The sequence below is a fragment of the Pseudomonas sp. BT76 TE3572 genome (assembly GCF_050435365.1).
GTDB classification, from domain to species: Bacteria; Pseudomonadota; Gammaproteobacteria; order Pseudomonadales; family Pseudomonadaceae; genus Aquipseudomonas; species Aquipseudomonas fluorescens_W.
This window is the reverse complement of sequence record NZ_JBNDKE010000001.1, coordinates 657,232-669,498: the sequence shown is the minus strand read 5'-3', so window position 1 is coordinate 669,498 and position 12,267 is coordinate 657,232. Positions and strand designations below refer to the sequence as shown.

Sequence of the window (12,267 nt, the reverse complement as noted above, 5' to 3'; positions counted from 1 at the left end):
GACTAACGCAATGATGTACGACTTGATCGACCTGAAGGTCTTCTTGGCCGTCGCCGAGGAAAGCAATCTGTCGCGGGGCGCCGAGCGCTGTCATCTCGCTCCCTCCTCAGTCAGTTTGCGCATAAAAGGGCTGGAAGCCAGCCTCGGGACACCCTTGCTGCTGCGTCAGCCCAGGGGCGTGGGTTTGACCCCGGCGGGTCATGTGCTGGTCGAACATGCAAGACGCTGCATGGCTCAGTTGGAGCAGATGACGACTGACTTGCAACCCTTCGCCAATGGCTTGATAGGTCACGTCACTTTTTTCGCCAACAACAATGCAATCAGTTCATATTTGCCGGATGACCTGGCGCGCTTTTTCTCCAAGCATCCCAATGTCCGCATCACACTTGAGGAGCGATTGAGCCATGACATTATTTCAGCCGTGTCCTCAGGCCGTGCCGACATCGGAGTGGTTGCGCTGGAGTCCGACCATCCAGATCTTGAGTTTCTGCCATACCGGCAGGACCAATTAGTGCTGCTGGCACCATTAGACGGTCGATTTGACAACCAGCATTCGGTTAGTTTTTCCGAATGCTTGGGGCTCCCATTTATCAGCCTTCAATCAGGTGCGGCACTGCATACCTTTTTGATGAATCACGCCAGCGCCCTTGGCGGGCGATTAGATGTGCGTGTCCAGGTCTCTGGATTTCGGGCGATTGCTCGCCTGGTCTCATCGGGAGCGGGTATCGGCATCGCCCCACGCTCAGCGTTAGAGCCAGCAGACCTGGATCGCCTTCAGGTTATCGATCTTGTAGAGGGATGGGCCAAGCGTGATTTACGAGTGTGCGTACAGCGCAACCCGCGTGAAAAGAATGTGTTGCGAGATCACCTGATCGAGATTCTTTGTCAGCCAGGAATACTCGATAGTGCATGAGGTCAGGTTTCCCGGTCTTTACACTTCAGCGGATAGGCCTGCGCGAGCCAGCACCCGGCGGGCTTGGCGAGCGACGGCCTCATCGACCATGACCCCGTTCACTTGCCCGACGCCCCGACAGTTTTCAATCAGAATGGCCCGCGCTGCGGTGATCTCATCGGCGGTCGGTGTGAACGCCTGATTGATGGCAGCAATCTGACTCGGGTGAATCGCCGCTTTACCGGCAAACCCCATGTCGGCAGCCTGGAGGGCTGCCCGCTCAAGCCCGGCCAAGTCGCGAATATCAAAAAATGGAGAATCGATAGCAGCGATAGCTGCTGTCGCGCACGCGCTCACAAGCGATACACGTGCGAAGGTGAGATTCGCTGCAAAGGGTCCACAGCCTAGATCCGCCGCCAGATCCGCAGCCCCGAACATGAGTGCGGCGAGTCGGGGCGTCGCATGAGCGATGTCTCCCACCGCCTTGAGCCCTACCGCACTTTCGATCAAGCCGATCAACTGAGTGCTCAAGCCTTTTTCGCTGAGCAGACGGTCCACTATCTGCAAATGTGCAACGGATTCGGTTTTGGGAAGTAGCAGAAATTCAGGCTGAACCGGACTTGCCAACAGTTCAAGCACGTCAGAAAGCCCCGCAGACGTATCCAGCCCATTGATACGAATAATACGAGGGAGCAGCGCTTCCTTGGTCGCATTGAGTGTGTTGAAAGCGGTAGCACGAGCAGTTTTTTTGTCTTTAGGCGCTATCGCGTCTTCCAGATCAATAATCAAAAGATCAGCACCCACCTCCTCGGCTTTGGCGAAACGTTCAGGGTGTGTTGCCGGCGTGAAGAGAGCACTGCGCAGACGTACGGACATTTTCTACTCCAGAGTTGATGAACCTGCCGCAAGGCATGCTGTGGTCCTTGCCGACGGATACCACCATAGCGAGACATACCTCAATGGACTATTGTATGGAGCTATCGATCTTCATATGTTTTACAAATACCTGCGGAACTAACATCTATGGAGCTGCGCCACATCCGCTACTTTCTAGCCGTCGCTCAAGAGCAGAGTTTTACCCGTGCTGCTCAGAAAGTCGGCATCGGACAACCGCCATTGAGCTTGCAGATCCGCGACCTGGAGCGTGAGGTGGGCACCCGGTTGTTTCACCGAATTCCGCAAGGCGCAGAATTGACTGCGGCTGGGCAGGCGTTCCATGACTTGGTTCGAAACATACCAGCACAGGTAGAACGAGCAACGCATGCGGCTCAACGAGCCGCTCGGGGCGAGTTAGGGGCACTGCGCATAGGTTTCACTGCCTCCGCAAGTTTCAATCCGGTCGTGGCTGCGGCGATTCGCAATTTTCGGCGGGCATACCCGGACGTTGATTTGACCCTGGAGGAAAGCAATACCATTCGACTGATGGCTGGCCTTAAGGAAGGTGACCTGGACGCGGTCTTTATTCGCCCAGGGATAGCTGAAGCTGATCATTTGACAATGCGAACTCTCTCGGAGGAACCGTTGCTCGCGGTTCTACCAAAAGATCATGTAGCTGCACGCCAGAAAAAATTGAGCTTGAAAGATCTCAGCCAGGACCCCTTCATTCTCTATCCAAGAGAAGTAGGACCCACCTTATTCGACACCGTTATCGCTGCTTGCCACGATGCTGGTTTTGACCCGATTCTGGGACAAAGCGCTCCACAACTGGCCTCTGTCGTGCATTTGGTAGCGGCAGAACTGGGGGTTTCGCTTGTACCGGCTTCGATGCAGCAAGTGCATGCCGCAGGGGTGGTTTTCAAAGAGATAAATGATGTATCCCCCATCGCCCGACTTACACTCGCCTGGCGTCGCAGTGACAACTCGATTTTCCTGCAGAACTTTGTAAATTGTGCAGTCAGTTAACTACACACTCTCCGCCGGTATGGAAGCCGACTGCTTTCGAAAGCGGCCATTGTGAAGAGCTAAAAAATTGTCGTGAAGAGATCAGTTTTTTCATACCCACCGAATGAGCAATAACACCAACAGCACATTCAACACGGCCAACGAACTCAAGCCCGCAAGCACACCGCCAGCGCCCCACGTCTGCAACAGGTAGCCGCCAGCAAGCGGGGTCAAGGCTTGTCCAATGAGCGAAGGCCGAGCCATGCGCCCCATCAGCAACACATAATGGGTGGGCGACATAAGGGCCAGTGGCAGTAGTCCTCGAACGATCGCCCGCAAACCATTACCCGCGCCGTAGATCACCAGACCCACCGCGGTCATTGCCGGCGCTATGGTCACCAGCAACAGACCAATCGCCACAAATACCACGGAGATCAATGTCGTCCAGATCGGGTGTCGCTTTCGCGAAAACACTTGCAGGACACGTGAACCTACCTGACTCGGACCGAGCAAGGCGCTCAGTCCGATGGCGGCTGCAAGTGAGTAGCCCTGCCCCTGCAACAATGAAATCAGCTGGACAGACATCGCCGTCATGATCACCGCACCCAGCGCAAAAATCAGCGTGAGCAGCAGGTAGATCCGCCGATCGATTGAGAGGTTTTCATCACTCAGTGCATGGCTTTTTGCGAGTGGCCCCGCACCCTGCGCCAGCACCCAGAGATAAAGCGGTGCCACGGCAACGACCAGTAACACCCCATAAGCCACGCACGTCGTGCGCCAGCCAACGTGCTCGATGACCAGTGCAACCGCAGGCCATGACAGCGTTGTCGCAAACCCGGAAATAAGGGTGATGCCGGTAATCACACCGCCCGCCCGCTCCCCGTATAGAGAACCTAAAGTGGCGAATAGCGCTTCATAGAGCCCCAGCGCCATACCGATGCCAATCACTGCCCAGGACAAAAGAAACATCGGTAACGAGGTCGAACTGGCCATCAGAAACAACCCGATGGCGACGCCCAGGCCGCTACTGGCCAGGATGGGGCGGCCGCCGTAGCGGGCGATAAGCCGGCTGGTCAATGGCGCCAGCATCGCGGAAACCAGAATGCTCAGCGACAGCGCGCCATACACCCATTGGCTGGCCCAACCGGTCTCTCTCATGATCGGATCGGCCATGACGGCCATGAGGAAGAACGAACCTCCCCAGACCAGAACTTGCAGCATCCCCAATATAAAAATGCCGAATACGCCAGGCAGTCGCGTTTGATGGTTCAAAGCAGTGTCATCAGTGGTGAGAAAAGAACGGAAGTCGTGGGTAGCGGCGCAACTACGGGTAAGCAGTCGCTTTAGGTTGGGTCAAGAATGGAGGGCTTTCCCACGCAGGGGCTTTGGCCGTTGGCTCAAAGCATGTGCCCAGCCCAAATCTTGCGATTGACCAGGTCGGCAGCAATTTCAATAAAGGCATCCCCGACGAACTTGGCAGCCGGACTGACCCTTCTGTCTGCAGGAAAGACCTGAACCAATTTGCGCATCGGAATGGGGTCGACCAAGGGTGCCGCACTGAGCACGCCAGATTCGATTTGCGTGTAAATAGATGCCAAAGGCAGAGCGGTTAAACCGAAGCCATTGCAGACCAAGGCAATCATCGCGCCAAACGAATCCGCTTCGACACTGGTCTTGAGCTTGATCCCGACTTCACGCGCACAATCATCCAGAATCACGCGAAGGCTATGTCGAGCGCTTGGCAACACCAATGGCTGCTCAGCCAAAGACGCGAATGACACCGGCGTATCAAGACGCAGGTTGGCGCTGGCGGGGCCGACCAGCAGCAAGTTTTCCATCATCACTGGCACGATACGCAGCGTATGCAGGGGTTGGGGATCGTAAGAAATCGCCAGCTCCAGTTCGCCACGCTGTACCCAATCCAGCAAATAACCGCTGAACGCCGAGGAAAACCTGACGGCGAGATTCGGATGCGCCTCTTTGATTTTGCGGACCAGAGGAACGGTGACAATTTCCGCTACCGTCGGCGTCGTACCGATGACGACCGTTCCCCGAAATGAAGTCTTCCCGCCCACCACCGAACTTCGAATGGACTCCATTTCTTCCATGATTCGGGTGGCATGCGCCAGCACTTCGCGGCCGGCATCGGTAATCTCCATGCCTCGCCCATGCCGATCAAACAGGTAGGTGCCGAGTTCCTTTTCCAACAATCGAATTTGCCGGCTAAGTGCCGGTTGTGCGATGTGAAGCCGATCTGAGGCCTTGCTGAGACTGCCCAGCTCGGCCACATGAATCAGGGTTTTGAGTTGAACGACATCCATTACCAGGCCAGTCAAAGTCGGGCTCGGCGCGAAGTGCGTCGAAAGTAGTGTGAGTGTAAACGCAATAGCGTTCCTTGGAATGCCACAGGGCCCGCGTCGCATGGGGCTTAGCGGCTTTCGAGTCGGCTGTATCCCCCAGCCCGCCGGGGTTGCAAGGCAAGCTATAAAATTTCGGTATATCAGTTAGGCCTGGCTGACGGCTTATTACCCTCCTCACTCTGCGGTAGCGTGCAATCAACGTCGACGTCAAGAGCGATCGACTGACTACAAGAATAAGATTCGAGGGCTTGCGCCATGATTGACTACCTTTCTCGTTACCTGACCGCCCCCCCTTACACAGTCAGCGAACAGCTGACCTCTCCTATACATCCCCCCTCTTCATGTGCCTTGGTCGTCAAAAGGTCACAACAACTGCGTTAAGCCCATCAACCCATCGAGCTAGCAACGTCGGACACGCATCAGCGTGCGCCTCGTATCGTCTCGCCTTGAAAAAAGGGTGAACAGAATGTCTGCATCTACCAGCGACTCAACACTCCACACTGAAAAGTCCGATCAGATGAAAAGTCCGAATCGCGTCAGAGCCATCATGGGTGCCTGCTCGGGCAATCTGGTGGAGTGGTACGACTTTTTCATTTATGCCTATACCGCCATCTACTTTGCGGCTTCGTTTTTCCCCAAAGGCGATACCACCAGCCAGTTGCTCGCAACCGCCGGCGTCTTCGCTGTCGGCTTTTTCATGCGCCCTCTCGGCGGCTGGATTTTCGGCTGGATTGCCGATACTCGCGGCCGTAAGGTCTCGATGATTATCTCGGTGTTCATGATGTGCGCCGGCTCCTTGCTGATCGCTGTCATGCCGACTTACGACACCATTGGTGTGGCGGCGCCGGTTTTGCTTGTCGTCGCCCGGTTGATTCAGGGGCTGTCTGTCGGCGCGGAGTACGGCACCGGCGCCACCTACATCAGTGAAATTGCGACACCTGGGCGCCGCTGTTTTTATGGCTCCTTTCAGTACTTCACCATCATCGCCGGCCAGCTCATGGCATTGATGACGGTGGTCATTCTCCAGCAAACCCTCACCGGCGAAGAATTGCGCGAATGGGGCTGGAGGATTCCGTTCTTCATCGGCGCGCTAAGCTCAATCGTGGTGGTGTATCTGCGCCGCGCCATGCATGAGACCGCCACCAAGAAAGACATGAATCGCAAAGATGCCGGCTCGCTGCGCGGCATGTTCAAGCACAAACGGGCGGTCGCGCTGGTGGTAGCGTTCACCATCGGTGGTTCTTTGTACTTCTACACCTTCACCACCTATATGCAGAAGTTCCTGGTGATCTCCGCCGGTTTCAGCCCGGAAACGGTCAGTTTCATCATGACCGCGGCCCTGGTCGGCTTCATGTTCTGCCAGCCACTGTTTGGCTTGCTGGCGGACCGTATCGGGATCAAGGCGCACATGCTGATGTTTTCCGGGTTGGCCATGGTGCTGGTGATTCCCCTGCTCTATTCACTGCAATCGGTCAGCAGCCCGTTTACAGCGTTCCTGTTGGTATTTGGTGGCCTGGCCATTGCGTCGCTCTACACGCCGATTGCCGGGATCGTCAAAGCGGAACTGTTCCCGCCTGCGGTACGCGCATTGGGCGTGGGCTTTCCGTATGCCGTTGGCAATGCGGCATTCGGCGGTACCGCCGAATACGTCGCCTTGTCGCTTCGGTCCCAAGGCATTGAGGAGTATTTCTTCTTCTATGTCGCGGCCGTCGTGACCATCACGTTCATCGCCGCGATGTTGATGCCAAATCTGTCCCGATACGGGTACATCAGCGGTTCCGGTGAGGTCGAAGAGCGCACCGGGCTCAAAGGTTGTTGGAAGTCGAGCGCTGCCAGGGTCTGACCATTACAGCGACACGAAAAAGGGCCCGATGGGCCCTTTTTGCATTACTGCGCAGTACTTGCCTGGAAATCGGCGATCTGTTGCCACATCGCGATGGGGTTGGAATACATCGGGAAATGCCCGCAATCAGGAATGGGGGCCAGCCGGACACCTTCGGCCTGGATATGCGGCAGATAGGACAGTGACGCGTTTTGTTCGCCGTACATGAACATCCGCGGGCATTTCAAGCCGAGGAATTTGCTCATCAGATCGGCATTATCGGAAAGATCGACCATCGACTGGAAAATCCCTCGCACCGCACCGGCACGCACTTTGTGCCGCAAGCTCGCGGAATACAGCGCACTGGCATACGCCGGAGCGTGTCGGGCACGTTCGATGAAGGCCGCGAAAAAGACCTCGGGATCGTTGCTCGGGTAATCAATGATCTGCCGGCTGAGGAAGCAGTCTTCCGGGGCGATATTGCCCTCGATATCGACGAAGCTCAGCACCCGATCCGGGAACTGATGCGCCAGCATCAATGCGGTCAGACCGCCCATGGAGTGGCCGACCAGATGGAAGCGCTCGATGCCAAAATGCTCGAGCACCTGCAACGCAGTCTGCAGCAGAAAGGGAATGGAAATCCTGGAAAGATCACTGCACTGGCTGTCGCCGCAACCCGGTGCGTCGTAAGCCACGAAAGGGTGACCGGCGAATGCGCACTGCTGCACGATGTCGGCATAGTCCTCCTTGGTCGAACCAAAGCCATGCAGGAACACGATCGGCGCAAGGTCGCCGTCGCGATGGATGGCGGCCACGTTCAGTTGGACACCCTCCACCGTCAGAGGGAGTTGCACATGATTGAACGTTTCTGGAGAAGGCACGTTGTTGACTCCTTGAACGAAAAGGTAGCGCCGAACCTGGGTTGCCGGCAGCCAGGCTCGCAATTTCAAGGGAATCGAGCCTTCTGTAAATTCCTAATACGGGAAGGTTTTCATATGCCAAACCTATCATTGCTGTTCACGCCCGGGACTGGAGTCGGGTGACCAGCTCTTCCACCAGCGGATTGGGCCGATCTGCATTCCAGGCCAGCGCTGTTGTCACGACATTGAGCTTCTGGCTCAGCGCTCGAAACACCACGTTGTCGGGCGCCAGTTTTTTCAGCGACGCCGGTACCAGTGCGATGCCCTGGCCGCAGCTGACAAATGCAATTTGCGACGCGACCGAGCGCACTTCATGCAGCACGCGCGGGGAAAAACCGCTGGCGCGGCAGGTCGCGATCAGATTGTCGAAGTAGACCGGGCTGACCTTTCGGGAAAACATCACCAAGGGTTCAGTAGCCAGGCTGGACAGGCTGATTCGCGTGCGTGCAGCCAAGGGGTGATCGCTGGGCAGGGCCACCACCAGGCGGTCCTGAGTCAGCGGCAGTGATTTGATCGACGCCCCCAGATCACCGTCCAACCGGGCGAAGGCCAGGTCGATGTCGCCGGCTTCCAGCGCCGGCACGGCTTCGACGCTGTCGATCTCCCGCACGGACACGGTGAGGTGCGGATAATCGCTCTTCAGTTGCTCGATCAAACCGGGCAAGACATCAAACATGGCCGTGGAAATCGCGCCGATGGTCAACATCCCCGACTGCCCCGCCACCGCCTCCTCCACGGCGAGTTCCAGGCGCTCCAATTGGTCGGCGAACTTGCGCACGGCCGGCAGAATCGCCGCCCCCACCGGGGTCAGCTTCGCACCGCGGCGCGAGCGATCAAACAGCTTGACCTTGAGCGCCTGCTCCAGCACCTGGATCTGCTCGCTCAGCGGTGGCTGGGACATGCCCAACCGCTTCGCCGCTCGGCCGAAATTCTGTTCTTCGGCCACCGCCAGGAACAACCAGAGATGACGAATCAGTCGGAAATTGATCATGATTAATCCATAGGTTTAACGTATCTAACGCATCTGTGATTAGTAATATACCTATCAAATTGTCTCGCTGACACTGGGCGCCTCCGTCACCACTGGGGCTTTCCCATGATCAATAAGAGTTTGCTGGATCGCTTGGCGGCGCTGGATACCAACACGGTTTCCGATGCGCTCGACTTCCTCGGCTTGCCGGGTGCCACCGTTGGGCTGCGCCCGTTGTGGAACTGCCCAAAGATTGTCGGCCGCGCCAGCACCGTGCTGCTGGCTCCTAAATCCGACAACGTCCCCACTGTGCACCTGATTACCCCCGTGGTGGAACAGATCGACAGCGATGATCGTGTGCTGGTGATCGCCGGTGGAATCGAAGGCATCTCCTGCTGGGGCGATATCCTCGCCAATGCAGCGACCAGCAAGAAAGTGCGCGGCACGGTCATCGACGGTTTCAGCCGCGACATCGACGGCAGCGAGTCGATTGGCTACCCGGTCTATGGCCGCGGCGTGACCATGATCAGTGCCCGTAATCGGGTGGTGCAGATCGATGCCGCCGTAACCATCAACGTGGCCGGCGTCGACGTCAGCGAGAACGACTATGTCATTGCCGATACCTGCGGAACTGTGTTCGTGCCCTCAGCCTATATCGAGAAAGTGCTCGACCTTGGCGAGCGCATCACCCGCCGCCAGGAGGGCATGGTCGAGGCTGTTCGTAGCGGCCGCTCGGTCGCCGAGGTGATGCATGACACCCAATTCGAAGCGATCCACGTGGAGCACGCCTGATGAACATCGAAGACAAAGAACTGGTCGCCTTGTTTGAAGGCCTGGACACCCCGGGCGTTTCCGATGCGCTAGACAAACTCGGCCTGCCCGGCCAATGCCTGGGCGTGGCGCCACTGGACAACTACAGCAAGGTCATCGTCGGCCCGGCGTTCACCGTGCAGTACGCCTCGGCCAGCGTCCCTCCCGGCACCGTGGGCGATTTCATCGAAGACGTGGCACCTGGCGATGTGGTGGTCATCGACAACGGCGGCCGCACCGACTGCACGGTTTGGGGCGACATCATGACCCAGTACGCCGGTACTCGGCAGATCGCTGCCACGGTCATCGACGGCGTTTGCCGTGACGTGAACAAAGCACTGGGCGATGGCTACCCGATTTTCAGTAAAGGCCGCTTCATGCGCACCGGCAAAGATCGCGTACAGGTTCAGTCGGTCAACCAGCCGGTATCCATCGGTACGGCCCGAGTGTGTGCCCGCGACATCGTGGTGGCTGACGCCAACGGCGTGGTGATCGTCCCCCGCGCCCGTGCAGCTGAAGTGGCGGCATGTGCCCGCCAGATCGAATCGATCGAAGCCGACATTCGCGCCCTGATCAGCCAAGGCAAAACCCTTAAAGAAGCCCGGGCCGCACTGGGTTACCACAGCCTGCAGAGGAAAGTCTGATGACCATGCTCCCCCTCCCCCTGGATTTTCATGCACGGGCAAAAGTGCTGGGCAGCTCGACGCTGTATGAAGCGTCCCATCTGCCTTGCGCGGTCGACAGTGCCATCCGCCCGATCTGGGACGGCGCCTTCATCTCCGCCCCCGCCTACCCGCTGGAATGTTCGCCGGGCGACAACCTCGCCCTGCACCTGGCGATGGAACGTGTACCCCGTGGCAGCGTGCTGGTCGTGGGTACGGGTGGCTTCATCGCCGGTTACTGGGGCGAAGTGCTCACTGTGGCGGCGGAAGCGGCTGGCGTGGTCGGACTGGTGATCGATGGTGGCGTGCGCGACATCGCTGCGCTGAAGAAACGCCAATTCCCGGTGTTTGCTCGCGGCATCTCGGTGAAAGGCACGGTCAAGGCCAGTGCGCCTTCAGTGGGGCAACCGTTCAATTTCAACGGGGCCTTCGTGGCACAGGGTGACTGGGTGGTGGCCGACGATGACGGTGTGATCATCATTCCCAAGGCGGATGCGGCACGCACCCTGGCCGAAGGCGAGGCGCGCGCGAGCAAGGAAGCGCAGATGATGCAGGCGTTGACCGAAGGCCGCTCGACCCTGGAACTGATGAACCTGACTGAATGGAGAACCCGCGCATGAGCGCCGATATCCAGCGGCTGAATCAGCGTCTGGCCGGTGCCCAGCCTTCCGCGACTTACCGAATCATGGACCGGGTAGCAGAGCGCCGGTCGCAAGGTGCGAAGATTATTTCGCTGTGCGCCGGCGAGCCAGATTTCGATACGCCCAAGCATGTGCGCGAAGCGGCCATTCACGCCATTGAACACGGGCACACCCGCTACACCCAGATCGCCGGGGTACGTTCACTGCGAGAAGCGGTGGCCGCCAAGTTCCGCCGCGAGAACGGCCTGGACGTCACCTGGCAAGACACCCTGGTCTGCAACGGTGGCAAGCAGGTGATCTACAACGCCCTGGCCGCAACCCTCAATGAAGGTGACGAAGTCATCGTGCCGGCGCCGTACTGGGTCAGTTACCCGGAGATGGTTCAACTGTGCGGTGGTGAAGCCCGAATCGTTACCTGCGATGCCGACACCGGTTTCAAGCTGACGCCCTCGGCGCTGGCCGCGGCGATCACTCCGCAGACCCGCTGGTTGATCCTCAATTCGCCGTCCAACCCGACCGGCGCGGTGTACAGCCGGGAAGAACTGCACGCCCTGGCTGAGGTGTTGTTGGCTCATCCTCATGTGCTGATTCTGGCCGATGACATCTATGAACACCTGATCTTCGACGATCAAGTGTTCTACACCCTGGCCCAGGTTGAACCACGACTGGCACCGCGCACCCTGACCATGAACGGGGTGTCCAAGGCCTATGCCATGACCGGCTGGCGCATCGGTTTTGCCACAGGGCCACGCTGGTTGCTGGACGCCATGGAAAAACTGCAAGGTCAGCAAACCTCCGGCGCCAGCTCTGTGTCGCAACAGGCTGCGCTCGCGGCACTGGAAGGTCCCAAGGATTTCATCCGTGAAAGCCGCGTTGCATTCCAGAGTCGTCGCGATTTGATGGTGGCGTTGCTGAACGACACCCCAGGCCTTGAATGCATCAGTCCGGCCGGTGCGTTCTACGCGTTCGCTTCCTGTGCCGGATTGATTGGCCGTACCTCACCGGGTGGCCGAGTACTGCACACCGACGAAGATGTCGCGCATGCGCTGCTCGACGAAGCGAATGTGGCCGTGGTGCATGGCAGCGCTTTTGGCCTTGGCCCTTACATTCGCATTGCCTATGCCCTGGATGACGCTTCATTGCGCCGGGCTTGCGAGGCGATCCGTACATTCTGCAACTCTCTGCGTTAATCATTTCCCTTCCCATAATGCGTGGCTATCGCCGTTGTCCGGCAGGCCACGCAATCACCTCCCAGCTATACAAAATGGGCATATCTCAAAGACAAAAACGGTAGTCGTCCTTCTCCTCC

At 58.0% G+C, this 12,267-nt stretch carries 12 protein-coding genes; 7 read left to right on the top strand and 5 right to left on the bottom strand.

Annotation, left to right across the window (positions count from 1 at the left end; all coding sequences use genetic code 11):
• Window positions 1-10 precede the first annotated feature (10 nt).
• Complete coding sequence (locus tag ABH912_RS03115; protein ID WP_033062199.1) at window positions 11-913, top strand: LysR substrate-binding domain-containing protein; 903 nt, start codon at window positions 11-13, stop codon at window positions 911-913.
• Between the two features lie 18 nt (window positions 914-931).
• Here ABH912_RS03115 and ripC read toward each other — a convergent pair whose 3' ends face one another.
• Window positions 932-1,768 carry an itaconate degradation C-C-lyase RipC gene (gene ripC, locus ABH912_RS03110; protein ID WP_429509592.1) on the bottom strand — a complete coding sequence of 279 codons (837 nt, stop codon included), beginning with the start codon at window positions 1,766-1,768 and terminating at the stop codon, window positions 932-934.
• A 147-nt stretch (window positions 1,769-1,915) separates the two neighbouring features.
• Between ripC and ABH912_RS03105 the strand changes: the two genes are divergently transcribed.
• Entirely contained in the window at window positions 1,916-2,794 is an 879-nt protein-coding gene (locus ABH912_RS03105) for a LysR family transcriptional regulator (protein ID WP_429509591.1), read from the top strand.
• A 90-nt stretch (window positions 2,795-2,884) separates the two neighbouring features.
• On the opposite strand, the gene ABH912_RS03100 is transcribed toward ABH912_RS03105, so the two are convergent.
• A complete protein-coding gene (locus ABH912_RS03100; RefSeq protein WP_429513021.1) occupies window positions 2,885-3,994 on the bottom strand; it encodes an MFS transporter in 1,110 nt (369 codons plus the stop codon).
• A gap of 176 nt (window positions 3,995-4,170) precedes the next feature.
• Window positions 4,171-5,094, bottom strand: a complete 924-nt coding sequence (locus ABH912_RS03095; RefSeq protein ID WP_046053078.1) for a LysR family transcriptional regulator — start codon at window positions 5,092-5,094, stop codon at window positions 4,171-4,173.
• A 505-nt stretch (window positions 5,095-5,599) separates the two neighbouring features.
• On the opposite strand from ABH912_RS03095, the gene ABH912_RS03090 reads away from it, so the two are divergent.
• Window positions 5,600-6,976, top strand: coding sequence for an MFS family transporter (locus ABH912_RS03090; protein WP_429509590.1), 1,377 nt, complete (start codon window positions 5,600-5,602; stop codon window positions 6,974-6,976).
• Window positions 6,977-7,020: 44 nt separating this feature from the next.
• On the opposite strand, the gene ABH912_RS03085 is transcribed toward ABH912_RS03090, so the two are convergent.
• Window positions 7,021-7,836, bottom strand: coding sequence for an alpha/beta fold hydrolase (locus ABH912_RS03085; RefSeq protein WP_429509589.1), 816 nt, complete (start codon window positions 7,834-7,836; stop codon window positions 7,021-7,023).
• A 136-nt stretch (window positions 7,837-7,972) separates the two neighbouring features.
• Window positions 7,973-8,866 carry a LysR family transcriptional regulator gene (locus ABH912_RS03080; RefSeq protein ID WP_046053074.1) on the bottom strand — a complete coding sequence of 298 codons (894 nt, stop codon included), beginning with the start codon at window positions 8,864-8,866 and terminating at the stop codon, window positions 7,973-7,975.
• Between the two features lie 105 nt (window positions 8,867-8,971).
• Here ABH912_RS03080 and ABH912_RS03075 point away from each other — a divergent pair, with 105 nt between their 5' ends.
• Genes ABH912_RS03075 through ABH912_RS03060 form a run of 4 tightly spaced genes read left to right on the top strand, consistent with a single transcriptional unit; the run spans window position 8,972 to window position 12,148 of the window.
• Complete coding sequence (locus ABH912_RS03075) at window positions 8,972-9,637, top strand: RraA family protein (protein WP_429509588.1); 666 nt, start codon at window positions 8,972-8,974, stop codon at window positions 9,635-9,637.
• A complete protein-coding gene (locus tag ABH912_RS03070) occupies window positions 9,637-10,299 on the top strand; it encodes an RraA family protein (RefSeq protein ID WP_429509587.1) in 663 nt (220 codons plus the stop codon). The genes ABH912_RS03075 and ABH912_RS03070 overlap by 1 nt, the downstream gene beginning before the upstream one ends.
• Window positions 10,299-10,937: an RraA family protein gene (locus tag ABH912_RS03065; RefSeq protein WP_429509586.1), complete on the top strand. Its 639-nt coding sequence runs from the start codon at window positions 10,299-10,301 to the stop codon at window positions 10,935-10,937. The genes ABH912_RS03070 and ABH912_RS03065 overlap by 1 nt, the downstream gene beginning before the upstream one ends.
• Entirely contained in the window at window positions 10,934-12,148 is a 1,215-nt protein-coding gene (locus ABH912_RS03060) for a pyridoxal phosphate-dependent aminotransferase (RefSeq protein WP_429509585.1), read from the top strand. The genes ABH912_RS03065 and ABH912_RS03060 overlap by 4 nt, the downstream gene beginning before the upstream one ends.
• The last annotated feature ends 119 nt before the right edge of the window (window positions 12,149-12,267 follow it).